23 protein-coding genes are annotated in these 23,901 nt (G+C 39.0%); 13 read left to right on the top strand and 10 right to left on the bottom strand.

What is annotated here, in order from left to right:
* Positions 1 to 27: 27 nt before the first annotated feature.
* From DNJ75_RS04250 to pgi, 4 genes are all read left to right on the top strand, one after another.
* Positions 28 to 1,371, top strand: a complete 1,344-nt coding sequence (locus DNJ75_RS04250; protein WP_117001943.1) for a TolC family outer membrane protein — start codon at positions 28 to 30, stop codon at positions 1,369 to 1,371.
* Positions 1,372 to 1,462: 91 nt separating this feature from the next.
* A complete protein-coding gene (zwf, locus tag DNJ75_RS04245) occupies positions 1,463 to 2,974 on the top strand; it encodes a glucose-6-phosphate dehydrogenase (RefSeq protein WP_117001942.1) in 1,512 nt (503 codons plus the stop codon).
* Positions 2,975 to 3,007: 33 nt separating this feature from the next.
* On the top strand, positions 3,008 to 3,730 hold the full coding sequence (gene pgl / locus DNJ75_RS04240; RefSeq protein ID WP_117001941.1) for a 6-phosphogluconolactonase: 723 nt from the start codon (positions 3,008 to 3,010) through the stop codon (positions 3,728 to 3,730).
* A 15-nt stretch (positions 3,731 to 3,745) separates the two neighbouring features.
* Positions 3,746 to 5,374 (top strand): glucose-6-phosphate isomerase, encoded by a 1,629-nt coding sequence (pgi, locus tag DNJ75_RS04235; RefSeq protein WP_117001940.1) that lies wholly within the window; start codon positions 3,746 to 3,748, stop codon positions 5,372 to 5,374.
* A gap of 7 nt (positions 5,375 to 5,381) precedes the next feature.
* On the opposite strand, the gene DNJ75_RS04230 is transcribed toward pgi, so the two are convergent.
* Together DNJ75_RS04230 and lepA are read right to left on the bottom strand one after the other, a co-directional pair.
* Positions 5,382 to 6,353, bottom strand: coding sequence for a YheT family hydrolase (locus DNJ75_RS04230; protein ID WP_117001939.1), 972 nt, complete (start codon positions 6,351 to 6,353; stop codon positions 5,382 to 5,384).
* Positions 6,354 to 6,539: 186 nt separating this feature from the next.
* Positions 6,540 to 8,327, bottom strand: coding sequence for a translation elongation factor 4 (gene lepA, locus DNJ75_RS04225; RefSeq protein WP_117001938.1), 1,788 nt, complete (start codon positions 8,325 to 8,327; stop codon positions 6,540 to 6,542).
* A 250-nt stretch (positions 8,328 to 8,577) separates the two neighbouring features.
* Between lepA and hfq the strand changes: the two genes are divergently transcribed.
* The 6 genes from hfq (at position 8,578) to DNJ75_RS04195 (ending at position 14,819) form a co-directional block, all read left to right on the top strand.
* Complete coding sequence (gene hfq / locus DNJ75_RS04220; protein WP_117001937.1) at positions 8,578 to 8,943, top strand: RNA chaperone Hfq; 366 nt, start codon at positions 8,578 to 8,580, stop codon at positions 8,941 to 8,943.
* Positions 8,944 to 8,978: 35 nt separating this feature from the next.
* Positions 8,979 to 10,277 carry a ribosome rescue GTPase HflX gene (gene hflX / locus DNJ75_RS04215; RefSeq protein ID WP_117001936.1) on the top strand — a complete coding sequence of 433 codons (1,299 nt, stop codon included), beginning with the start codon at positions 8,979 to 8,981 and terminating at the stop codon, positions 10,275 to 10,277.
* Positions 10,278 to 10,310: 33 nt separating this feature from the next.
* Positions 10,311 to 11,459 (top strand): FtsH protease activity modulator HflK, encoded by a 1,149-nt coding sequence (hflK, locus tag DNJ75_RS04210; protein WP_117001935.1) that lies wholly within the window; start codon positions 10,311 to 10,313, stop codon positions 11,457 to 11,459.
* A complete protein-coding gene (gene hflC / locus DNJ75_RS04205) occupies positions 11,456 to 12,388 on the top strand; it encodes a protease modulator HflC (protein ID WP_117001934.1) in 933 nt (310 codons plus the stop codon). Before hflK ends, hflC begins: the two co-directional genes overlap by 4 nt.
* A 309-nt stretch (positions 12,389 to 12,697) precedes the next feature.
* Positions 12,698 to 13,948 (top strand): hypothetical protein, encoded by a 1,251-nt coding sequence (locus DNJ75_RS04200; RefSeq protein ID WP_117001933.1) that lies wholly within the window; start codon positions 12,698 to 12,700, stop codon positions 13,946 to 13,948.
* 298 nt (positions 13,949 to 14,246) lie between these two features.
* Positions 14,247 to 14,819 (top strand): hypothetical protein, encoded by a 573-nt coding sequence (locus DNJ75_RS04195; RefSeq protein WP_117001932.1) that lies wholly within the window; start codon positions 14,247 to 14,249, stop codon positions 14,817 to 14,819.
* Here DNJ75_RS04195 and rplY read toward each other — a convergent pair whose 3' ends face one another.
* From rplY to dnaQ, 6 genes are all read right to left on the bottom strand, one after another.
* Positions 14,820 to 15,110, bottom strand: a complete 291-nt coding sequence (gene rplY / locus DNJ75_RS04190) for a 50S ribosomal protein L25 (RefSeq protein ID WP_117001931.1) — start codon at positions 15,108 to 15,110, stop codon at positions 14,820 to 14,822. It lies immediately after the preceding gene.
* 126 nt (positions 15,111 to 15,236) lie between these two features.
* The gene (locus DNJ75_RS04185) at positions 15,237 to 16,187 is read right to left on the bottom strand and encodes a ribose-phosphate pyrophosphokinase (protein ID WP_117001930.1); all 951 of its coding nucleotides are present in this window, start codon (positions 16,185 to 16,187) and stop codon (positions 15,237 to 15,239) included.
* Between the two features lie 88 nt (positions 16,188 to 16,275).
* The gene (cysZ, locus tag DNJ75_RS04180) at positions 16,276 to 17,034 is read right to left on the bottom strand and encodes a sulfate transporter CysZ (RefSeq protein ID WP_117001929.1); all 759 of its coding nucleotides are present in this window, start codon (positions 17,032 to 17,034) and stop codon (positions 16,276 to 16,278) included.
* 2 nt (positions 17,035 to 17,036) lie between these two features.
* Positions 17,037 to 18,005, bottom strand: coding sequence for a lipoate--protein ligase (locus DNJ75_RS04175; RefSeq protein ID WP_117001928.1), 969 nt, complete (start codon positions 18,003 to 18,005; stop codon positions 17,037 to 17,039).
* Between the two features lie 207 nt (positions 18,006 to 18,212).
* The gene (locus tag DNJ75_RS04170) at positions 18,213 to 19,373 is read right to left on the bottom strand and encodes an NAD-binding protein (RefSeq protein WP_117001927.1); all 1,161 of its coding nucleotides are present in this window, start codon (positions 19,371 to 19,373) and stop codon (positions 18,213 to 18,215) included.
* Positions 19,374 to 19,497: 124 nt separating this feature from the next.
* Positions 19,498 to 20,229: a DNA polymerase III subunit epsilon gene (gene dnaQ / locus DNJ75_RS04165; protein ID WP_117001926.1), complete on the bottom strand. Its 732-nt coding sequence runs from the start codon at positions 20,227 to 20,229 to the stop codon at positions 19,498 to 19,500.
* 100 nt (positions 20,230 to 20,329) lie between these two features.
* Between dnaQ and DNJ75_RS04160 the strand changes: the two genes are divergently transcribed.
* Positions 20,330 to 20,734 carry a hypothetical protein gene (locus DNJ75_RS04160; protein WP_117001925.1) on the top strand — a complete coding sequence of 135 codons (405 nt, stop codon included), beginning with the start codon at positions 20,330 to 20,332 and terminating at the stop codon, positions 20,732 to 20,734.
* 351 nt (positions 20,735 to 21,085) lie between these two features.
* Here DNJ75_RS04160 and hemW read toward each other — a convergent pair whose 3' ends face one another.
* Together hemW and DNJ75_RS04150 are read right to left on the bottom strand one after the other, a co-directional pair.
* Positions 21,086 to 22,228 carry a radical SAM family heme chaperone HemW gene (gene hemW, locus DNJ75_RS04155; protein WP_117001924.1) on the bottom strand — a complete coding sequence of 381 codons (1,143 nt, stop codon included), beginning with the start codon at positions 22,226 to 22,228 and terminating at the stop codon, positions 21,086 to 21,088.
* Between the two features lie 19 nt (positions 22,229 to 22,247).
* Positions 22,248 to 22,682: a universal stress protein gene (locus DNJ75_RS04150; RefSeq protein ID WP_157968199.1), complete on the bottom strand. Its 435-nt coding sequence runs from the start codon at positions 22,680 to 22,682 to the stop codon at positions 22,248 to 22,250.
* Between the two features lie 200 nt (positions 22,683 to 22,882).
* Here DNJ75_RS04150 and DNJ75_RS04145 point away from each other — a divergent pair, with 200 nt between their 5' ends.
* A complete protein-coding gene (locus DNJ75_RS04145) occupies positions 22,883 to 23,206 on the top strand; it encodes a YbaB/EbfC family nucleoid-associated protein (RefSeq protein WP_117001922.1) in 324 nt (107 codons plus the stop codon).
* A 27-nt stretch (positions 23,207 to 23,233) separates the two neighbouring features.
* The gene (gene recR / locus DNJ75_RS04140) at positions 23,234 to 23,836 is read left to right on the top strand and encodes a recombination mediator RecR (protein ID WP_117001921.1); all 603 of its coding nucleotides are present in this window, start codon (positions 23,234 to 23,236) and stop codon (positions 23,834 to 23,836) included.
* The last annotated feature ends 65 nt before the right edge of the window (positions 23,837 to 23,901 follow it).

Here is a 23,901-nt window from a genome sequence, read left to right as displayed (position 1 = left end):
TGAACATTAAAATTAGGAAGAAAAGGTATGACCTTTAAAATAAAAACACTTCTGGGGCTATCACTTGCAATAAGTGCAGGTGTTGCTATGGCAACTACGGATACGCCAGTTGAAAATTTGGTGCAAATTTACCAACAAGCACTTGAGAACTCTCCGCAATATAAAGCTGATTTTTATACGATGCAATCAAGCAAGATGGCTGAGCCAATTGCCTTAGGCGCTTTGCTACCAAATATTGCTTTAAACGCAGGAGCCACACTTAATCAGATTCAGACAACACCAGAAAGTGGCAGTTATCGTAATTACACAGCAGGTATTAGTCTCACGCAAACGCTTTTTAATTACGGAAGCTATCAAACTTATCAAGCCTCAAAACAAAGTGCTTTAAGTGCTGAAGAAACTTATAATGCGCAAAAACAGCAGTTTATTTTAGATGTGGCAACGGCATACTTTAATGTGCTCAATGCTAAAGAGCAGGTTGTCTTTTTAAAGGCGAAACTCAAAGCAGTACAAAGTACACTTGATCAGTCAAAACTTAAGCTTAAGGTTGGGATGTCCACCAGTGTTGATGTTAAAGTCGCTGAGTCAAACTATTATAGTGCGTTAGCGGACTTGAAAGCTGCAGAGAATAATGTTGCATCGGCTTATTATGCTTTGTATCAATACACGGGTGTCGATAACAAATCATTAGCTGATTTAAAGGATAATGTGAATTTCACCAATCCATCACCAGATAGTATTGGTGAGTGGGTTAAGCGTGCACATGCCAGTAATCCAAATCTCAAAGCGCAGCTTTATACCCAAAATGCAGCAGCAAAAACCTGGTCTGCATCAACAGGCAATTTCCTGCCGAATGTCAGTTTAATGGCGAATTATAGTGTGAATGATAATTCAGGTAGTAGCTTTGCAACAAATGCGGCAACTTTACCTTTAGGCAATTATAGTAATGGCTATGTTGGCGTAACCTTTAGCTGGAATATTCTAAATGGTGGTAGTGATTATGCTGCTAGAAAGCAAGCAGCATTTAATTATCAAGCAGCGGAATTTACCACGCTCGATCAGCAACGCACGATTACGCAGAATATCGAAGTCGATTTCTATAATGTGATCTCTGATGTCAAGCAGATTGAAGCCTATAAACAATCCGTTATCGCAGGTGATGCAGCGTATAAACAATATCAAGCACGTTATAAGGTGGGTAGTTCAACCATTACTGAAGTGTTAGATCAGTTGCAAAAATTATATGAAAGCATGTCATTGTTAGCAGCGTCTAAATACAAATATGTGACCGATGTCTTGCAACTTAAGCTTGATGCAGGGACGTTATCAGAGCGCGATGTTCAGATCTTTAATTCATGGCTTAAGTCCTAATTTATTCTCAGCTTCAAAGCAATTAGCAGGTGAACTTATCAGTAAAAAATGATATAAATAACGGCGTTTGATCACTAACTAGAGAAGCTTGATGCAAAAGAAGCTAGCAAACGGAGTTATCGTCATTTTTGGTGCCTCTGGGGATTTAACCGCACGCAAATTAATGCCAGCAATATTTAGTCTTTATCAGCAAAAAGACTTAAGTAAAAGCAATATTGTATTGGGTGTGTCGCGTAGTGAGTTTGATGATGAAAGTTTTCGTCAAAAAATGCAAGAAGCGCTGCTGGAGGAGCATCCAAAAGAAAAAAAAGCGATCGATAAGTTCTTAAGCCAAGTGTTTTATCAGCAGATAGATGTCTATAAAGATGAGGGTTATGTCTGCTTACAAAAGCGCTTAAAGGCACTGTGTAAAACACATAAGCTTGAACATAATTTCTTATTTTACCTGTCAACGCCACCAAGCTTATACTATGAGATTCCACAGCATATTGCCAAACTTGGGCTTAATGACGAGCATGATGGTTATAAGCGCATTATTATTGAGAAGCCCTTTGGTACAGATGAGCAAAGTGCTCAAGCTTTGAATGCGCATTTATTGCAGCATTATCAAGAGTCACAGTTATTTCGCATTGATCATTATCTAGGAAAAGAAACCGTTCAAAACCTATTGGTATTTCGCTTTGCTAATGCGATTTTTGAACCACTATGGAATGCTTCACATATTGAAAATGTTCAGATCTATGCCAATGAGGCAATTGGTCTTGGCTCGCGTGCCGGCTATTATGATCAAAATGGGGCGATTCGTGACATGATTCAGAATCACCTGTTGCAGCTCTTAGGAATTGTCGCTATGGAGCCACCGGCAAAGATGGATGCCTATTCAATCCGTAATGAAACCTTAAAGGTATTTCAATCGATTCGTCGCTTTAAGTCAGCTGAAGATATTAAAGAGAATGTCGTCACAGGGCAATATCAAGAAGGCTGTGTGCAAGGTGTTTGTAAAGGCGGCTATCGCGATGAAGAGGGCGTTGCTGCAAACTCAACAACAGAAACTTATGCCGCGATTCGCTTTTTTATTGATAATTGGCGTTGGCATGATGTGCCGTTTTATGTGCGCACTGGGAAGCGCTTGAATCAACGTGTTTCTGAGGTGGTGATTAACTTTAAGGCGACACCTCATCCTTTCTTCTCACAAGTGCAGAAGATTACCAAGTTTAAAAATCAATTGGTTATTCGTATTCAGCCGGATGAGGGCATTAAATTAAGCTTTGCTGCCAAAGAACCAGGTAGTGGTTTTAAAACGCATGAAGTCGATATGGGTTTTTACTATTCTGACTTCGCGCAGAAATCGATGCCAACTGCCTATGAACGCTTGATCCTTGATGCTTTGCAGGGGGATAATACTTTATTTGCTCGAAATGATGCAGTCGAAGCCTGCTGGAATATCATTGACCCGATTATTCAGTACGTGCAAAAGCATGGTAAAAGCTTATTAAGCTTTTATCCAAGTGGCTCATTTGGTCCTATTGAAGCCGATAAAATGCTTGCTGAGCTTGGACATACTTGGCGCAATCCATCATCTGTATTTAAGCAGAAAAAGTAATCGCATCATAGATAAAATAATTTAAGGAAATCAATGTCATATATTATCTATCAACAGCAACAAGATATCGCTTATGCGATGTTTGATAAGCTAGTCACATTGTCACACTCGACACAAGATTGTGTGCATATTGCATTATCAGGTGGTACGACACCTAAGAGTGTCTTTGAGTTGATTAATCAACGAGGACAATCCACGGCAATCAATTGGCAGAAACTGCATTTTTGGTGGTGTGATGAGCGTTGTGTTGATTTTGCGGATAAAGAAAGTAATTTTGGTGAGGCGGATAGGTTATTGTTTGCAAGTGTTGATATCCCAAGGGAGAATTTGCATCCGATGCAAGGCGATATTTCACCTGAGCAAGCCGCCCTTAACTATGTTAGAGAGTTAAAAAAGCATGTACCACAAATCGATGGTGTGCCACAGTTTGATTGGGTATGGTTAGGTATGGGCGATGATGGGCATACAGCATCTTTATTTGTCAATGACGTACCATTGTCATCAGATAAATGGGTTGAGATTGCCGTGCATCCAAGCACAAAGCAAACACGGATTACCTTGACACTTAAAGTACTTAACAATGCCAAAATGATTGACTTTTTAGTGACAGGTGAAAACAAAGCCACTATGTTAGCTAAGGTGTTTGATCGCGAGAGCGTGACGATAGATTATCCGGCTAAAGCAGTGGAACTTGAAACTGGACGCTTAGTTTGGCATGTCGATCAGACCGCTGCCAGTGAATTGGATGAGGGATAAGAACAAGGAATTAAAATGAATCGACATATAAGACAGCAGTTACAGCATTTATTGAAAACGGATTATTCCAGCTTGGATATCAAGAGTTTATTTAAAGAAGATGAGGATCGATTTAATAAATATCATTTGCAGGTTGGTAGTTTATTATTGGATTACTCAAAAAATAAGTTAACGGATGATATCTTAGCGACACTTTTTGAGTTGGCTCGTGATGCAAAAATTGAGAAATATCGCGATAAAATGTTCGCCGGAGAGAAGATTAATACCAGCGAGCATCGTGCTGTATTACATACTGCATTGCGTGATTTCTCTGATCAAGCGATTATGGTTGATGGCGTTGATGTTAAACCCGAAATTATCAAAGAGCGCTTGCGTGTCAAAGCATTGGTTGAAAAAGTGCATAATGGGCAATGGCGTGGGCATTCAGGTAAAAAGATTACTGATGTAGTTAATATTGGTATTGGTGGCTCTGATTTGGGACCTAGAATGGTGGTTGAGGCATTAGCACCTTATCACTTAAACAAAACACAGGTGCATTTTGTTTCAAATGTTGATGCTGAATCTATTTTAAGTGTCACCACACGGCTTAACCCTGAGACCACATTGTTTATTGTGGCATCTAAATCATTTACCACACAAGAAACCTTGATGAATGCAATGACTGCACGCAAGTGGTTGCTTGAATTCTACAAACAAGATCAAGCTGCCGTGGCTAAGCATTTCGTCGCGGTGTCCAGTGCACTTGATAAAGTAGAGGCTTTTGGTATTGATCTTGATAACTGTTTTCAACTGTGGGATTGGGTCGGTGGGCGCTATTCGCTATGGTCCTCAATTGGCATGGCCATTGTATTTGCGATTGGCTTTGCGCATTTTGAAGACTTATTAAAGGGCGCGTTTGCGATGGATAGTCACTTCAAAAGTGCGCTATTGACAAAGAATATGCCCGTTATTGTTGCCTTGGTGGCGACCTTATATAGTGATTTTTATCACACGCAATCACAGGCGATTTTGGCGTATGATGAGCGTTTGCGTCATTTAGTTGATTATTTGCAGCAAGCAGATATGGAAAGCAATGGCAAGTCATGTAAAAAAGATGGAAGCTTAAGTCCTGAGCAAACAGGTGTCGTGCTCTGGGGAGGTGTCGGTACTAATGGACAGCATGCGTTTCATCAGTTACTGCATCAAGGTAATGTTATGGTTCCTGCTGATTTTATAGCGATTAAAAAGCCTCATCATTCCTTGAAAGATCATCATCAAGCGCTATTGGCGAATTGTTTGGCGCAATCGCAAGCTTTGATGCAAGGGAAGTTATTAAATGACGTCATTGATGAGCTTAAAGCACAAGGCTTAGCAGAAAGTGAAATCAATACGTTAGCACCGCAAAAAGTCATTGCGGGCAATAAGCCAAGTAACACGATCGTCATCGATAAACTAACCCCGCATGCATTAGGCGAGTTGATTGCTTTATATGAGCATAAAATTTTTGTTCAAGGTATCCTATGGGGAATCAATAGCTTTGATCAATGGGGTGTCGAATTAGGTAAAGCATTGGGCAAACCAATTTTAATGAGCTTAGAACAACAAGATTTTGATAATGAAAGCTATGACAGCTCAACGAAGGGCTTGCTTAAATATATTTCTTAGTCTGCATTTACTCTTTGTGGTTTTGTATTAGTGAAATAAGCTTTTTATCAAGCCAAAATTCAAAAGGGCGCCAGCCCTTGCATCTTGATAAATAACCCATATGACCTCCCTTGTGGGTCCATTGAATATCAATATTCGTATGCGAAAGCCCAATGGCGAAGCGATTATCAACGAATGGGTCATCGTGATCGCAGAGGATGGTGGTGCGATATGCAATCTTGCTAAGATAATTTTTGGCACTTGAGTGGGTATAATACTCATGTGCGGTAACAAATCCCGCCTCCTTTGCCGTAAAAGCTTCATCGATTTCATAGACGCCATAATTTTTGGGCAACGTAGCGACTTTTTCTTGAAATGTTTGATAGTGATTATGCGTGATGGCGCGATGCTTGAATAGCTGATATAAGCGTTTGGCAAAGTGTCGATTAAAAATCGCATTATTTTTCTGGGAAAGTTTTGCCATGCTTGCTAATAAATCCATTGGTGGTGCGATTGCAATGGCATGTTTAATCGATAAATCATTATCACTATGTTCAGCCAGCGCTTTTAATAGCATATTGCCCGAGATCGAAAAACCAATTGGGATAAGTTGAGCGTGCTCATCTCCTAATGAGAGATGTTTTAAAACCGCATAAATATCATCACTTTTGCCAGCATGATAAATGCCTCTTGCTAGAGGCAATAAATGTTTGTTGGCCCCGCGATGATTTACGCGAACAACGTGATAGCCTAAATTAAGTAGCTTTTTTGCAATGCGCACCATATATGAAGAGTTCTCATCACCAGAAAGACCGTGAAACATTACAACGGTAATATTTTGTATTGTTGTCTGCGCATAAGATATCGAGAGTTTTAATTGATCGCCATCTTCAAGTTTGAGATATTGCGTTTGCGTATTTGATGGCTGTGAGCGCTCTCCAATAATGCTGCTAATAACGGTTTGCCATTTAGCAGAGAGTTTAATTGGTTTAAAATCCATGTTTTAAAACGCTTAATAATTGAGAGTGATCGCAGTAATTGGCTTATTAACTGAGGTTACGCATCTTTCTTATTTCAACACCCCGCCTCGCAAGCTCGGCACCCCTCTTGCAAAGAGGGGTGGCAGCCGAAGGCTGACGGGGTGTTTATGAAATCATGGATTTTTAAAAGTGCATAACTCCAGTTATTAATTCTTTTTAAGTACCGATAAAAATGCTTCTTGTGGCACCTCAACGTTACCAACTTGTTTCATACGCTTTTTACCGGCTTTTTGCTTCTCAAGAAGCTTACGTTTACGTGATACATCGCCACCATAACATTTAGCAAGAACGTTTTTACGCATGGCTTTAACGGTGCTTCGAGCAATGATAGCGCCACCAATCGCTGCTTGAATAGCAACTTCAAACATCTGTCTTGGAATAAGCTCTTTAAGGCGTTCAACCAATTCGCGTCCTTTGTAAACGGACTGATCTTTGTGAACGATGCTAGCAAGGGCATCGACTTTCTCACCATTAATAAGAATATCTAAGAGCACCATATTAGCAGCTTCATAACGCTGTAATTCATAATCAAGGGAAGCATAACCACGACTAACAGATTTTAAACGATCAAAGAAATCAGAAACGACCTCGATCATCGGGATGTCATAAACAATAGATACTTGGCGACCTAAATAATTCATATCAACTTGTGTGCCACGTTTTTCAACGCAAAGCGTGATAATCGCGCCGACATAATCTTGTGGCACTAAAATAGAGGCGCGAACAATCGGCTCACGCACTTCAGCAATAGCGGAAGGCTCTGGTAGTTTTGATGGATTATCAACTTCGATCTCGTCACCGTTTTTAAGGGTTACTTTATAGATAACCGTTGGTGCTGAGGTAATCAAATCAAGATCGTATTCACGCTCTAAACGCTCTTGAATAATTTCCATATGCAAAAGTCCCAAAAATCCGCAGCGAAAGCCAAAGCCAAGCGCTTGTGATACTTCAGGTTCAAAGAAAAGAGAAGCATCATTTAAGCTTAACTTCTCCAATGCCTCACGAAATGCCTCAAAATCATCAGCGCTAATTGGAAACATGCCCGCATAGACTTGCGGTTGCACGCGTTTAAATCCAGGAACGGGTTTATCCGTTGGGTTTTTAGTCAGTGTCAAAGTGTCCCCTACAGGGGCGCCATGAATATCTTTAATCCCCGCAACAATAAACCCAACTTCACCGGCTTTTAATGCTTGCTGCTTATGCATTTTTGGTGTGAAAACGCCTAGTTGATCCACTTGGTAGCTTTGCCCTGTCGACATCACTTTGATTTTGTCGCCTACTTGTAACTGACCATTGCGAATACGCACAAGTGATACAACCCCAAGGTAAGGATCAAACCATGAGTCGATAATCAATGCTTGCAAAGGTGCGGTTAAGTCACCAACCGGTGCGGGGATTTTAGCAATAATTGTCTCGAGCACATCTTCAACACCCAGACCTGTTTTAGCGCTACAGGTTGTCGCACCCACGGCTTCGATACCAATAATGTCTTCAATCTCAGCGCAAACACGCTCAGGCTCGGCAGATGGCAGGTCAATTTTATTAAGTACGGGAATGACTTCTAAGTTTTGTTCAATCGCGGTATAGCAGTTGGCAACCGTTTGTGCTTCAACACCTTGAGCTGCATCGACAACTAATAACGCACCTTCACAAGCTGCCAGTGAGCGTGATACCTCGTATGAGAAGTCAACATGCCCTGGCGTGTCAATAAAATTTAGCTGATAGGTTTGTCCATCTTTGGCAGTGTAGTTTAAGGTTACACTTTGTGCTTTAATGGTAATGCCACGCTCGCGCTCAATATCCATTGAATCAAGAACCTGCTCTTTCATCTCGCGATCAGTCAACCCCTGACAGACCTGAATAAAGCGATCAGAAAGCGTTGATTTGCCATGATCAATATGCGCAATAATAGAAAAGTTTCGGATGTGTTGCATATGCTTGTGTAGTAGATATTTTATTATGCCGAGCATTATGCCGAAAAAATGATATAAAAGGAATCACCAGTTGTGTGAGGAATTGCTTTAGCTTGATCAAAAACTTTAGTTTGCGCATAAAAATCCCGCTATTGCCCTTTGTTATGGTCAAGGATAGTGATAGAATGCCTGCCAGCAGCTTAAGCTGCGAGGTAAATAACCTTAACTAAAATTATTATAACTATTAAAGAACAATAAAGAGGATATTACTATGTCTAGAATCGCATCTTTGCAAGATCCGTTTTTAAATGCGTTAAGAAAAGAGAAAATTTCTGTATCAATTTACTTGGTAAACGGCATTAAGTTGCAAGGCGTTATTGAAGCGTTTGATCAATTTTCTATCGTATTACGCAACAGCGTTAACCAAATGGTTTATAAGCATGCGATCTCAACAGTAGTTCCAGCCAAAGCAGTGCGTTTGGTTTATAGCAATTACAATCCAAATCACAGCCAACAAAATCATAACTCAGATCAAGAAGATGATTTTGAATCTATGGATGAAACATCATTTGAAGAGTCATATGATGATGTAAACAATGCAGATGATCACTACAATCAACAATCTGCACAACAATAGTATTTATCTATAACCTAAATTAAGAGGATCTTTCTTTGGAGATCTTTCAAGAACATGAGGTAGGCGAAAATTGCCTACTCATCGATATCGATTTTTCATCTAAACCTGAATTAAACGCTGAGCTTTCTGAGCTCAATGGGCTTGTGCATGCTGCTAATTGGCAGATTGTACAGACTATTACAGCACGTCGCTCGCAGCCTGATCCTAAATACTTTTGTGGCAAAGGCAAGCTTGAAGAGATTAAAGCGATGATTGAAGAACGTAAGATTGATCTGGTGGTTTTTAATCACAGCATTACGCCTTCGCAAGAGCGCAATATTGAAAAAGCGTTAAATTGTAAAGTCATTGATCGCACGCGCTTGATCTTAGAGATATTTTCACAACGCGCGCAAACGCATGAAGGTAAACTTCAGGTTGAATTAGCACAATTAAACTACGCAGCCACGCGATTAGTGCGCGGTTGGACACATTTGGAGCGGCAAAAGGGTGGCATTGGGGTGCGTGGTGGACCTGGTGAGACTCAGCTTGAGCTAGATCGTCGTTTATTACGTCAACGTATTGCCCAGATTGAAAAGCGACTTGAGAAAGTCAAAAAACAACGCGGCTTAAGTCGCGCGTCACGTCAGAAAAATGACGTGCCAACAATTGCTTTTGTTGGTTATACCAATGCTGGTAAATCGACACTGTTTAATCAACTAAGTGGTGCAAGCGTTTTAGCCAAAGATCAGTTGTTTGCAACGTTAGATCCAACCCTGCGCAAAATCGATGTGCCTAAATTAGGTGAGGTTGTATTATCCGATACCGTGGGCTTTATCCGTAATCTACCACATGATTTGGTTGAGGCATTTTGTGCAACACTTGAAGAAGCGATTGAAGCAGATCTATTGGTGCATGTGATTGATTATGCTGATGAGCATCATCGCGCGTATATCGAGCAAGTTAAATTGGTGCTACAGCAGATTGAGGCGGATGATAAGCCTATTCTTAACGTGTATAACAAAATTGATCGTTTAGATAACTTAGCACCTCATATTGTTTACCATGAAGATCGTCCTGCGGATGTCTATCTCTCGGCGCAAACTGGTAATGGCGTTGAATATTTGTATGAAGCGATTGCTAAGCATTTTAACCAAGAATGGCTCAAAGGTGTATTGACCTTGATGCCGAATGAAGGCAAAGTCCGTGCAGCATTCTATCAAATAGGTGTGGTTGAAAAAGAACAGATAACTGATACAGGTGAATATCAATTAACAATACATATTGCAAAAAATGATTTTGATGCGATATGTCGAAATAATAAACTTGAGTTAATAGCAAAATTTAGTCACCATTAGGGGCACTGAAAGAGCAAAACAAAAGTAGTATCTATGGCATTAAAATTTTTGTCACGACATAAGGTATTTAATCAAGGACCACCAGATTTAGAAGAGGCGATCCGTCGATTTCTAGGCAAAGGACGTAAGCAAGATAATAATTCATCGAGCAATAACGGCAATAGTGGTAACAATGGCAATAACCACGGTGGTGATCATAATAATAATGGTAACAACAATAATGAGCCGCCGCGTAAAGATGATAATCAGCGTAAAAGTATCTACTCACGCAGTGCCGACCAAAAGCCATTGCCGATGAAGAAAATCGCGATTGGCGTGGTTGCTGCGGCTGTCATTATTTGGGCAGGTATGGGTGTTTATGTTGTGCAACCAGCGCAACAGGCTGCTGTTTTGACTTTTGGTAAGTTCTCAAGTATTGAAGGACCAGGAATGCACTGGCATGCACCTGGTTTTGTCAGTGTTATCAAAAAAGATGTTGAAGTACTAAACACCATTAAGCTTGATAAGCAAATGCTGACTTCTGAAGAGAATATTGTGCATGTGTCATTCTCAGTACAGTATCGTATTGCTAATTTAGAGGATTATTTATTTGCTACCAATAATCCAGAGCTTATCTTGCGTCAAGCGCTTGAAAGTGCGGTTCGCCAAGTGGTTGGTGAGAACAAACTAGAGAAGATTCTAACGACCTCAAGAACGCAAATTACCTTAGAAGTGCAAAAAGAATTAGAGAAGCTTTTAAATAAGTACAAAACCGGTATTTTGGTCAATGAAGTGATCATGCAACCAGCGCAAGCACCTGCTGAGGTTAAAAGTGCTTTTGATGATGTGATTAAGGCGCGTGAAGATCGTGAGCGCGTACAAAACGAGGCACAAAGCTATGCCAACAAGGTTGTACCAGTAGCGAAGGGGCGCGCGCAACGGATTATGGATGAAGCGCGTGCTTATCAGGAAAAAGTGGTGCTTGAAGCGCAAGGTAATGTCGCAAACTTCAGTCAGTTATTACCTGTGTATCAGCAAAATCCAAGTATTATTGAGAATCAGCTATATTATCAAACCATGGAAAATATCTTTAAAAACAATAAGCTTTATATCGTTGATGGCGATGGCGCTAAAAATTTATTCTATGGTGATAAATTATCACCGCTGGCAATTTCTTCAACGGTTCAAGGAGGTCAGCGATGAGTAATAAACTAATGGGATTAATCGTTGTTGTCATTGTGGCATTGTTATTGATATTCAGCTCAATGTTTCGTGTCAATCAAGGCAATGAAGCCGTGATTTTAAAGCTCGGTGAGTTAAATCAAACCCGTGATGGTCAGGTCAAGGTTTACACGCCTGGCTTGCATTTTAAAATCCCACTGATTGAACAGGTGAAAACCTATGATATGCGTTTACGCACATTAACAGTGGATTCATCACGCGTGGTGACGAATGAGCAAAAAGACGTGATCATTGATGCGTATCTAGAGTGGAAGATTAATAATATCTCACAATTCTATCGTAGTGTTTCAGGCAATGATTCACGTGCTGAATTATTATTAAGACAATTCTTAGAGGCGTCATTACGTGCTGAAGTTGGTAAGATTGATATTCAAGGTTTGATTAATAATGAGCGCGATCAATTGATGCAAACATTAACAAAGAGTGTACAAGATCAGGCGAAGAAAATCGGTATTGATGTTGTTGATGTGCGTATTAAGCAGATTGACCTACCTGAAACAGTGACGGAGTCGATTTATCAGAGAATGCGTTCAGAGCGCCAAAAAGTAGCATCTTCGATTCGCGCACAAGGTGAACAGATGTCAGAATCTATTCGTGCAGATGCTGATGCGACAGTGACGATTACCTTAGCAAAAGCTGATCGCGATGCCAAAGAGATCAAGGCCAAAGCCGATGCAAAAGCGGCTGAAATTTATATAGATGCTTATGGCAAGTCAGAGAATTTCTATAATTTCTGGCGCAGTATGCAGGCTTACCAAGCAAGCTTTAGTGGTAAAAAAGAAGACGTGTTTATCTTAAAGCCAGAAGGCAAGTTCTTTAGTTACTTCAATTCATCTAATTCACCTGATTCTCCTGTGGCAGTAAAGGCAGGTGTGAGCCAAGTAAAATAATAACTCTTACTCCCAATGGCTTTAGTGGTTGGGTATCTTGCTTTATAAAAATATCTTATATCATTGTACCGTATCGTTGATTTTTGTATCATTCTTTAGGCTTAGGAGCTATACAGCAACATTAAAAGTATGGATAATGCTTAACATATTTTTTTAAGCTACCCTTCAACTTTGCTCAGGGTGTGATCAACTATTTAATCGTGATAAGTAAAGCCGCACGGGTGAGTGGAGTCGAAACGTAACTTATTCTTGATTTATAACTAAGTAAAAAAGAATGATAAAAATAAAAGTGGGGCGGATGAAAGAGAAATGGGTGTAGAGAAATTAAATTGGGCAGATGCGCGTATATTAATGCATAAAGCCAATCCAGAGTTTGTAGCATTGCTAGATACTGTAGATGGTATTGATAAATATGAGTTTACGAAGTACAGCTATCGCTATGGTGATTTAATCTGTGACGCGGATTATTTTTATGACCCAGATGGCAATATTGTTGCGGATAATATTCCTTTTGGCATGGTTGTTGAAAAATCGATGCACTTTTTTATGGAGTTAGGAGGGAAAGTTATCTCTGGCCCAGTTCGTAAAGAGGGAGATCTTTCATATTTAAACTACTTTAGGTTGGCTGATTATCCGGATTTTATTGCTAGTTGGAGTTTGACTGCCGGAGATAGAGATCCAGTTATTGTTCCAACTTATAAAGAAAAATTAAAATATTTAAAGGTGCAGCAAGCTTTAAATATAGATGGCTCTATTAACTATAGTGATGATTTTAGTATATTAAAACTAATAGCAAAAGGGACAAAAAATTCGTGGCGAATGGTGTATGTTGGTATTTCAGAAGAGTTGAGTGCTTATTTGAAGACATCGCCAAAATGTTGGCAGATCAGAGAGTACCTATATAAAGAGTTGATGAGTATTAGGCAGGCTAACAATATTAAAAACTTGGTTCAGGAAATGGTTCTAAATTATATAAAAGTGCATCACTGCAATATTAAAAACTTTTTCTATTTAAGTAACATTGTTAATCACATTTTTGATTCAATATCGGGGCAGTCAATGATGCATAGGTTATCAGATGATGATCAATCTCTACCTTTATTTGATATTCAAAAAGTCTTTGAGGAAATTTATCAGCCTAAACATCCTCCACTCATACTAGTTTCGTCTAATTATAAAGAGGAGTTTAAAAAAGATCATTTTTTCAGTATTCAGCATCATACTGATTTATATCGACCTGAGCATATTCCTAATATTATTAGCTTATGTGTTATGGTGAAAAATCTCGTGTTTATGTATGCAGAGGAGGCTCAAAAGATTCCATTTGTACACAAAAGTAGTCAAATATCATGTTTGGCTGACAAAGTCTCTTTAACGGTAATAAATGATAGACCGAGCACACACAATGAGGTGGGCGAATCATGTCTTTTAAAAGATATCCAAGAAATGTCAACTTCATTTAAGAATCAATTTCAAGAATTTAAAGAAAAAAATCCAGATTATCAATTTCCAGTGCGATCTAACTTCTTTTCAGGCTCATTCCTGATAAGAGGATTGTAATTCTTTATAGCTCGTTAAAAAAAGCCATGGTTGATAAATCTTTATCTACACATCTAAACATAATGCCCCCTAGTTTATTTTATATTGTTTTCGATTTCAGTGGACAACTGTGAACTTGTTGACCAGTTTTGATTTTACTGATTCAAAGCTACATAATCCACTAATAATAAGGATTAACAAATGCTTTATTTGAGTTATAACAAAGGTGGGAGCTGTGAAATTTAAAAATGATCCATTGTAGTTTAAAATTATAAACTATACTTATCATATGGAGTATAAAACGGCTAAGGATTAACCAATGAAGTGGCGACTGGTTATAACATATTGTGCGATCGCAGCATTTTTATCTGGGTGCAGTTTCTTATTGCCATCGAAAAAAGTTGAGCGTAACGATCATTGGCAGACATTTAATAGTATCCAGAGTGTTTATGATGAGGTCTCACCAAATAAAACGACTTTACCTGAGCTTAACCATATGGGCTTTGATCCTTATGTTGCGAATAACGTCAAGATTGAAAACTATCTAGATATTCGCATTCGTTTTGATCCATTAAGTACCGGCAAAAATATTCCAGAGCCTGTTGCAGAGTGTTTGAGTCTATTTAAACGCTGTCAGGCGTATGTTGTGGATGTTGATTATGAGTATGAAGATCGTATTGGTAATGCGCTTTTAGATTTAACAGGGTTTCGCCGAGAGGTTCTGAAAGAAGGTTGGCGCTTTCAAGCGGTTTTTATTATTCAAGATCAGTTGGTTGTTTATAAGCTTTGGTCGGGTGAGCCAAAACGCAAAGCGTATATTGATGAGATTAGACCGCTTGGTCCTTTACAAAGTCTGGATAATTTAATCACGGGACCCGCAATTTCGTTTTAATTACGCGCGAACAAAGTCAGCGTGAAGGATTTTTGGCTTATATGGGTGACGTTGCAATGCTTTGATCTTAACGCTTTCAGTTTTACCATTTATATCGATAGTAACAGTTGCTGTATAGAACGCTTTGTTTTCAGTAGCATGCAAGATCTTGTTGTGATCAAGTGTGATAGACGTTGCCTCAGAACCGTTGCCGTAGATAATTGCAGGAACTTTCCCTGCTTTACGTAGGCGGCGGCTCACACCTGTACCTGTTTCAGTTTTTAATTCCGCGTGTAGCGTAAATTCTGTCATTTTAATTTCCTTAAAACGTAAAAACGTATATTTAAAGTTAATTTTTATTTTAAAAAACTTTCTTATCATGCGACCCTGATGAGAAAGCTTGTGGATTCTAACAAAAAAGCTAAGGAAAGTTAAGACTTAAATCAAATCACAAAACATTAAGCTAATAGATTCTTCATTATTGGTGCGACGAATCGCTTCTGAGAGCATAGGTGCCAATGATAGTGTTTTGATTTTTTTACATTTAAGCGCTGCATTATGTAGTGGGATAGAGTTGGTAACCACAAGCTCCTCAAGAACAGACCCTTCGATATTTTCAATTGCTTTACCAGATAACACCGGATGGACACAGTATGCTGATACTTTCTTCGCCCCATGATCAATAAGTGCTTGTGCAGCTTTGCAAAGTGTTCCTGCAGTATCAACGATATCATCAACAATCAAACAATGACGCCCACTAATGTCACCGATGATATTCATCACTTCCGATTCATTGGCTTTTTGGCGACGCTTATCAATAATTGCTAAGTCAGTGTTTAGCGCTTTTGCCATCGCGCGAGCACGCACCACACCACCGACATCTGGGGAGACGACAATGGGGTTTTCCAAGCGGCATGAACGAATATAATCTAATAAAATCGGTGTGCCATAGACGTTATCTAAAGGGATATTAAAAAAGCCTTGAATCTGTTCGGCATGAATATCCACTGTTAATAAACGATCAATACCGGCACCGGTTAGCATATCAGCCACAACACGCGCTGAAATCGGTACACGTGATGAGCGCACACGGCGATCTTGGCGGGCATAACCAAAGTAAGGAATGACAGCTGTGATACGTCCAGCGGATGAGCGGCGCAGTGCATCGGTTAAGAACATCAACTCCATAATGTGATCATTGGTTGGTGGGCAAGTTGATTGCACAATAAAGACGTCACGACCTCTGACGTTATCAATAATTTCAATATGAGATTCACCATCGCTAAAGGTAGAAACCGTAGCGCGTCCTACTTGTACACCTAAAAAATGAGAGATTTCTTCAGTTAATGCGCTGCTTGCGCGTCCACTAAAAAGCATCAGATCTGACATGGAGTTATCCTAAAATTTGATTGCTGAAATTTGCTTAGAGAATATACCCAATTTTGAAAAAATATAAAGGTTTTTTTAAAGAACAATTTTATTCTGCATGACTTAAACGTGTGTTATGCCAGTGATCAACATACATCTTAGTGGTGCCTGCGATAGCGGCTGGAATAACGAGAATGTTAAAAAATGGAATCATCAAAAAAACCGTGGTAATAAAGCCAAAGCCTAGACTTAGAGACTTTTGTTGCGAGAGTTGTTTTTTCATTTGCGGAAAGCTGATTTCATTATTATCAAAAGCATAATCCGCGTATTGTACGACGTTGAACCAACATAACAGTGCAAACCACAAAATACTGGTGAAAAGATTAATGACTGGGATAAAGTAACACAACAGAATAATCAAAACCCACGGCAGGAAAGAAAGTAGTTTTTTAAATTCACGTGCAATGGATTTTGGAGCGATAAGCATGAGTTTAGCGAATGTAAGCTCACTACCAACTTCTTGCCCTGTGAGCTGTTTTTGTACTTTCTCAGCAAGAAAGCTGTAAAAAGGGGCGGCAATAATAAGCGCGATTGCAGTAAAAAGATAAGCGCTAAATAGCAATAATGCCAAAATGGCGATGAGATAAATCAACCAACTAAGCCATGCGAGCCAGCTAGGTAAGTGAGTATCTACCCAGTTGATGAGTAAAGAGATCTCATGCAGGCTAAACCACCATAAGGCAATAAAAATAATGGTATTAATGATAAGTGGGATTATTGTATAGCGTTTGATGCCTTTCTTAAAAATAAGTGTTAATCCAGCAAAAAAATAGCTGATGCCACTGTTGTCAGCTTGATGTTGCATCATGATTATTCCCCCATTACATCGGCAGTATTTTGATAAAGATGGGTCAATAATGCCTGTTCTTGTGCTGTAAAATCCAGTGATTCTTTATCTAGAAGATCGAAGCTTTGTTTGCTATAGATTGGGTTTCTACTCTGGAGATAAGTCTTAAAATGATTATATTTGTCACTATCAGTTGCAAATGCCACGATCTGACCATTTTTAATCTCAAGCGTGATGTCATTATCTTCAAAAACAAAACTGCGGCTAAAGGGTAGTGTTTTGCCAAAGCGCCATTGCCAAGTGCGCAAGGTATTTTCTTCATCGGTAACTTGTTTGTTTTCCATATGCTCAGGGATATAGGTGATGTTATGATTAAATTGATTTAAAAAACAATCGCGTATCGTTTGCGCACTAATCTTGGGATTGATTGCTGCCAGATTGATAACGCTTGAGCGTTTGGAGTGGACACCCTTAGTCGTTAATGATTCATCAATATTGTGATGCAAATAGTGATAGAGCTTGCTGGTGTCGGCATTAATCAGCAATGTCCCATGATGAAAGGATTTGTCCTTTGTCTCACGAAAGGCGCTGCCTGATATTTTATAATCAATATGCTCATGTGTTACCAAGATATCATTACGTTCAGAAGCATGTGCATTAATGCCGCAGCTTTTAAGTGTATTTACAATCAACGCAAGATTTGCCTTTTTATCATAATCTTGAGACTTTGCCATAATCGTATAGTTTAAATTACCTAGATCATGATAAACCGTGCCCCCGCCACTTTGACGGCGGACAATAGGGATATTGTCATTGTTCAAAGCATCGATGTTACACTCGCGCCATGGGTTTTGCGCGCGCCCAATAATCACAGAAGGTGCATTTTGCCATAAGTATAAAATAGGCTCATCGGTTAACATCTCACGAAAAAGCCAGTTCTCAACAGCAAGGTTATAAAAAGGATCGTGGCTTGTGGCAATATAAACGTTCATATGGGTAATTTATGTAACTTATTAGGCTTTTATAAGGTGGCAGTTTATACCATTTGTAAGTACCTAAACAATAGTTCCTTAGTAATAATGGATATTCAGGTCAAGCCCGAATATGACAACTCGCGGTCATTCTCAGACTTGATCCGAGAATCTAAAAAAAACACCTGATAATATTTGCATGGGTACTTATATCGATCGTAAACCATTTTAATGTGTACTATTGAGCATCGCATTGGCTGCCATCACCAGTGGCGAGATAACTTCGGCAGCCCCTAAGGATTTTGCTTTATTGATATTGTTTTTTTGATTGATACGAATGGTTATTTTAGCGGCCTTTGATGGTTTATGATCATTTAGAAACTCATTAATGCTTAATAAGGTAATGATGTTATCAGCATCTTTTTCATAGGCGATGATCACTGCATGCGCATCAATAATACTTGCTTTATCGAGGATATCAGGGTCGTTGGCGTTGCCATGCAATGTTAACGATTTAAGCTCGGTACTATCAGCAGTTTCACTGTGCTCGCTATCGATAATCAGAAAGCTTTTATTTTGCTGTTGTAATTCACTGATAATAATGTGTGTTAAATCATTTAAACCGCAAATAATCACATGATCTTTCATATGCTTTTTCCCTTTGTTGAATGTTTGAAATAGATTTTGCAAGCGATCGATAAAGGCGCTAACAATAAAGGTCAAAACAGCGGCAAAGGCACCTAGCCCAATAAAAATCATCGACACGACAAAAAGCCGTGCTTCATCGGTGATGGGGGTGATGTCGCCATAACCAACCGTACTATAAGTTACGACGGTAAAGTAGATGGCATCTGGCCAGTCTTTGATGCTGTTGAATTGATCGCGAAGCAGATAAGCGCCAACTACGCCGTATAGAAATGCCAAAATAAATGACAAAATAACAATAAACTGCGCATAACTGAGCTTGATCGTTTGCGAACGCACATTAAATACTTTCCAACTAATGGCAAGACCTATAATCTCGACAAAATAAAACCACGTTAAAAAGCCTGAGCGGTAATAAACAAAGATATTGGTCAAGAAAAGCGTGATGAGCATTAATAATGCGAGTATCCAGAAAAAACGCAAGCGCCGATAAATCCCGCGACCAATGAGCAACATTAAGTAACCAATAAAGCAAGAGATAACTGTATTAAATTCTTTGAAGCCTTGTCCGGCGATAATATGGTTAACTAATTGCACGCCTTCATCATGAATGGCTGCTTCAATAAATGGAAATACACCGATTAAAATGGCAAAGACGCCATTTAAAAATAATAAAATAGCCAAGAATAGCGGGATGTTAAAATGCATAAGCTTTTCTTTTAAAAGGTGCACAAGCCTTGGCATAAGCTATCCTTAGTGTTGAGTGTTACTAAATAAATATTTCTTATAAACATAGCCAACATTAGACTAAAGTTCAATATGAAACATGCTGAAGGTAGATAATGATGAATAAATAGTTGCACCAGTGCTATAAACGTCGCCATAAGGTTTGGTCTTTTGATTTTTTATCTAGCAGTTTTAGATAATCATCATGTGCGTCACATTGAGGTTTAAGGGCTAGCAGATCAACCAAGTTAAGCGCTTGATTTGTCGATGTTGATGTATGTCCTTTGGTTAAATTGTCTATGTTGTTATTATCTTCAGCAGCGGGTGTCATAAGACTAAATAAATCAAGCTGTCCACCGGTCATCATCAGGTAAACATCGGCAAGAATCTCAGCATCCAATAATGCGCCATGCAGTGTGCGATGTTTGTTATTGACGCCATAGCGTGAACACAAGGCATCAAGTGAGTTTTTCTGTCCTGGGTGCTTTTCACGTGCCATGATTAGGCTGTCGATGATATGACAATGCTGCTCAAGCGCTCCCCACTTGTTAGGGGATAATAATTGCAATTCCCAATTTAAAAAAGGTACGTCAAATCCGGCATTATGAATAATCAACTCAGACTGACCAAGGTATGCCATGATGTCATCAATTTTATCACTAAAAAGAGGCTTATCAGCCAAAAAGTCATTACTTAAACCATGGACTTGCAAAGCACCTGCTTCAACTTCAATATCTGGCTTGAAGTAAAAGTGTAAGTTGTTACCAGTTAATTTGCGATCGATCATCTCAACGGCGCCAAACTCAATGATGCGATGACCGGATTTAAAGTCAAAGCCTGTGGTTTCAGTATCTAAGAATATTTGTCGCATGATTTTTATATGGTAGTCAAAAGTATGGCAATTAGTATAGCGGACTTAAACTGACTTTGACATAATAGCCTGCGTTATTTTAACCAAAATAAAGGACAGGAAGATGAAGAAAGTTTTACTCACTATGGGTTTGTTGTTATCAGTCAATGCAGCATTAGCATGCTCAAGCAAGGAGCAAGTCAATATACTGTTTACCTCGCAGCAAGGCGATAATGTATCACATAAAGGCTATGCCGGATTGGGTAAAGCGCTATTTGCCAATCAAATGATTGCTGATGAATTACATGCTTATAATGTCACCATTAATCATAAAATCGGCGAGATTGTTTTGGATATTGAAACGCAAAAAACACCGATTCAAAAAATGCTAAAAGAAATCAAGCCCTTATTGAAAGAGCACGGATTTAAAGTCTTACGTGTTTCTTTTGAAACACCGATTGAGCGTGCTAACGCAGTAAAACCCATGTCGGCAAAACAGCCTGTAACAAGCGATATCACTGCCAAGTAATAATTAAAAAATTAGTGCATATTGAAAGTAAGTCAAACAATTGAAAAAACTTGAGCACATTTTAAATTAGGGGGCTACACAATTTAAAATCCTCAGATTATCCCTGCTGTTATATTCCTTGTTGATACTCAAATGGGGGTCGAGTTACCAGCTACTTTTGTTATCACTTCACATGGGGTAATGTTGAGATAACAAAGCATAATCTGAGGAGTGCTTAGATCATAATAAATAATTATAACTATGTCTAGCATAGTAACATTAAATTTTGATAAAAATTTTTGAGTGTCTGTTGTTAAATGCTTAGATTATTGTTGTGTATCGATTATGCGAGGTATCTTGAGATCATACGTCTTATGGCAAAAAGATATGCAAAAGATCGTTTAAGAAGCGCTGCCCCAATTCAGTTGGTATAAAATATTCTGATTCCCTTGTTAGTAATTTACGAGTGACCGCTTTATTAAGTTGTGGGACAATCATATCAATACTAAGCCCTGTAGTCTGCTCAAATTGTCTAATTGAAAATCCATGTTGTAAACGCAGTGCGTTTAACATAAATTCATAAGGGCGTTCATCAGTGGCAATATCGCTAGAACCGTAGGGAAATTGTAACTCCTGCATATAAAGCTTGGGGTTTTTGCGTTTCCAATGGCGCCTGATAATGCCAGTTTCAGGTAAAGTAATCTTGCCATGGGCGCCGGCACCAATCCCAATATAATCACCAAACTGCCAATAGTTTAGGTTATGCCTTGCTTGATATTTAGTATCTTTACAATAGGCAGAGGTTTCGTATTGTGTAAATCCAGCGGATTTAATCAATGCTTTGCCTTGTTGCTCGATGGTGAATAATAAATCCTCATCGGGAAGTTTTGGTGGTTTGACGGCAAAAGCGGTATTTGGCTCTAAAGTTAATTGATACCAAGATAAATGCGTTGGGTTTAATGCCAGTGCTTCACGCAAATCAAACAGTGCATCATCAACACTTTGATCAGGTAAGCCATGCATTAAGTCAATATTGAAATTATCAAATCCCGCATGAGTTAACTCGTTAACGGCGTTATAGACATTTTGCGCATTGTGAATACGACCAAGTATCTTTAGTTTATCATTTTGTAGACTTTGCACACCAAGTGAGACGCGATTAATTCCCATAGTTTTATAGTCACTGAACTTGCTGTGTTCAATGGTGCCAGGATTTGCTTCAATGGTAATCTCAGCATGATCAGCAATAAGCTTGTGCTTAAATAAATATTCAAAGAGTTGTGATAGCTCATTGCTTGGAAATAACGAGGGTGTGCCACCGCCTAAAAAGATACTGTCAAACTGGCGAGCTTGTAAATCGTGTGTGTGACTTTGTAAATCCAATAATAAAGTGCCTAAGTAAGCTTTGGCTGGAATATCGCCCTTTAAATGATGTGAGTTAAAGTCACAATAAGGGCACTTCTTAACACACCAAGGAAAATGAATATAAAGGCTCAAAGGAGGAAGTTTTAGCATAAAAAAGAAAGAGGGGAGATTATTTTGGCTGACCGATACGGATAACGAGTACATCACAATGCGCGCGTTGTAATACACCATTGGCTGTTGAACCAATAAAGCGCTCAACACCATAGCGACCATGGCTACCGATAACAACGATATCACAATTAAGCTCTTCCGCGAGTTTAACGATTTTACGCTTAGGTGAGCCGTGTAATAAATGAAAGTCTGCCTCAAGATCGATTTGTGCTTCAAGTGCTTTCAAATGTTTGAGGTTTTCTTCTTCTAGGTAATCTTCTAAGTCAGAAATCGAAGGCACACCAGATGCCATATAATAAGGGATATGTGGTAAAACATTAACAACACTTAGTTTGGCATTATTACGTTTGGCTAAGGCCACGGCTTGTTCAATCACAGGTTTGTTGTCAGCATGTAGGTCAGTTGCCAGTAAAATATGTTTGTAATTCTTCATCCTAAGTCTCCAATGCAGTGTTTTAACGATTCTAACGATGATCATTCTAAAAAACTTCTTCTGTAAAAGATAGTCAAAGCACCATCAAAAATAATAACAAGCAACAAATAGCAGTTGAAATCTTAGGGGTAAAAACTTAAGCTAGCGGCTGATAATTTTTTAATAATCGAAATAACGAAAATATAAGGATAATCACACCAATGAGTATGAATATGAGTAAGCTCATGCAGCAAGCACAGAAAATGCAAGATCAAATGAAGAAGATGCAAGAAGAGCAAGAAAAGCTCGAAGTCACTGGTGAATCTGGTGCCGGTCTTGTTAAAGTTACCATGACAGGTAAGCATGATGTCAAGCGTGTTGAAATTGATCCAAGTTTATTAACGGAAGATAAAGAAATACTTGAAGATCTTTTAGCTGCAGCGGTTAATGATGCAGTTCGTCGTGTTGAAGAGAATAATAAAAGTTCAATGTCAGACATGACGCAAGGTTTGAATTTACCCCCTGGCTTTAAATTCCCGTTTTAATTGTTCAGATACTCATTCTAAGTAACTATGCAAAAACTATTCTCACCCAAAATCGAAGGCTTGATCGAGTCACTTAAAGTGTTGCCTGGTGTTGGTAAGAAAACCGCCCAACGTATGGCGATTCAGCTGTTGGATAAAAAACAACAAGCTGCACATGAGTTGGCTCAGGCGATTGAAAATGCGCTTGATGCGATAAAACATTGTCAGCAATGCAATATGCTATGCGAGGATGATTTATGCCACATCTGCAGTAGTGTCAGGCGTGATAACGCACAGTTGTGTATCGTTGAAAATATGCTTGATATGATGGCAATTGAATCAGCAGGTGTTTATGGCGGCAAGTATTTTATTTTGCATGGCAGGATATCACCATTAGATGGTATTGGTCCTAATGAGCTTAAATTGCCCAAACTTAAATCACTCGTGGCAAGTCTTAAAGTCAATGAAATTGTGATGGCGTTAAGTCCATCTGTTGAGGGTGAGACAACTGCTCATTTTATTTCAGATATGTTAAAAGATTATGCCTGCACCATCTCGCGTATTGGCTTTGGTGTGCCATTTGGTGGTGAGCTTGAGTATCTTGATCAACAGACATTAACACATGCCTTTAAAGCACGGGTTAATTTTTAATGCATTAATTCACACATTTGCGTAACGCCAGTAAAATAAAGCGCTATTCAATTGCGTTTGTTGTC

This window comes from Cysteiniphilum litorale, from assembly GCF_003428165.1.
In the GTDB taxonomy this organism is placed as follows: Bacteria; Pseudomonadota; Gammaproteobacteria; order Francisellales; family Francisellaceae; genus Caedibacter; species Caedibacter litoralis.
This window is presented reverse-complemented; position numbering and strand designations above follow the sequence as displayed.

Excerpts from the sequence above, each read along its gene's own strand:
- DNJ75_RS04170 (WP_117001927.1), bottom strand. The coding sequence starts at position 19,373 with ATGCCAAGGCTTGTGCACCTTTTAAAAGAAAAGCTTATGCATTTTAAC.
- lepA (WP_117001938.1), bottom strand. The coding sequence starts at position 8,327 with ATGCAACACATCCGAAACTTTTCTATTATTGCGCATATTGATCATGGC.
- hemW (WP_117001924.1), bottom strand. The coding sequence starts at position 22,228 with ATGCTAAAACTTCCTCCTTTGAGCCTTTATATTCATTTTCCTTGGTGT.
- DNJ75_RS04145 (WP_117001922.1), top strand. The coding sequence starts at position 22,883 with ATGAGTATGAATATGAGTAAGCTCATGCAGCAAGCACAGAAAATGCAA.
- DNJ75_RS04150 (WP_157968199.1), bottom strand. The coding sequence starts at position 22,682 with ATGAAGAATTACAAACATATTTTACTGGCAACTGACCTACATGCTGAC.
- DNJ75_RS04160 (WP_117001925.1), top strand. The coding sequence starts at position 20,330 with ATGAAGAAAGTTTTACTCACTATGGGTTTGTTGTTATCAGTCAATGCA.
- rplY (WP_117001931.1), bottom strand. The coding sequence starts at position 15,110 with ATGACAGAATTTACGCTACACGCGGAATTAAAAACTGAAACAGGTACA.
- cysZ (WP_117001929.1), bottom strand. The coding sequence starts at position 17,034 with ATGATGCAACATCAAGCTGACAACAGTGGCATCAGCTATTTTTTTGCT.
- DNJ75_RS04185 (WP_117001930.1), bottom strand. The coding sequence starts at position 16,187 with ATGTCAGATCTGATGCTTTTTAGTGGACGCGCAAGCAGCGCATTAACT.
- DNJ75_RS04175 (WP_117001928.1), bottom strand. The coding sequence starts at position 18,005 with ATGAACGTTTATATTGCCACAAGCCACGATCCTTTTTATAACCTTGCT.
- DNJ75_RS04250 (WP_117001943.1), top strand. The coding sequence starts at position 28 with ATGACCTTTAAAATAAAAACACTTCTGGGGCTATCACTTGCAATAAGT.
- hfq (WP_117001937.1), top strand. The coding sequence starts at position 8,578 with ATGTCTAGAATCGCATCTTTGCAAGATCCGTTTTTAAATGCGTTAAGA.
- DNJ75_RS04195 (WP_117001932.1), top strand. The coding sequence starts at position 14,247 with ATGAAGTGGCGACTGGTTATAACATATTGTGCGATCGCAGCATTTTTA.
- hflC (WP_117001934.1), top strand. The coding sequence starts at position 11,456 with ATGAGTAATAAACTAATGGGATTAATCGTTGTTGTCATTGTGGCATTG.
- zwf (WP_117001942.1), top strand. The coding sequence starts at position 1,463 with ATGCAAAAGAAGCTAGCAAACGGAGTTATCGTCATTTTTGGTGCCTCT.
- recR (WP_117001921.1), top strand. The coding sequence starts at position 23,234 with ATGCAAAAACTATTCTCACCCAAAATCGAAGGCTTGATCGAGTCACTT.
- hflK (WP_117001935.1), top strand. The coding sequence starts at position 10,311 with ATGGCATTAAAATTTTTGTCACGACATAAGGTATTTAATCAAGGACCA.
- DNJ75_RS04230 (WP_117001939.1), bottom strand. The coding sequence starts at position 6,353 with ATGGATTTTAAACCAATTAAACTCTCTGCTAAATGGCAAACCGTTATT.
- pgl (WP_117001941.1), top strand. The coding sequence starts at position 3,008 with ATGTCATATATTATCTATCAACAGCAACAAGATATCGCTTATGCGATG.
- pgi (WP_117001940.1), top strand. The coding sequence starts at position 3,746 with ATGAATCGACATATAAGACAGCAGTTACAGCATTTATTGAAAACGGAT.
- DNJ75_RS04200 (WP_117001933.1), top strand. The coding sequence starts at position 12,698 with ATGGGTGTAGAGAAATTAAATTGGGCAGATGCGCGTATATTAATGCAT.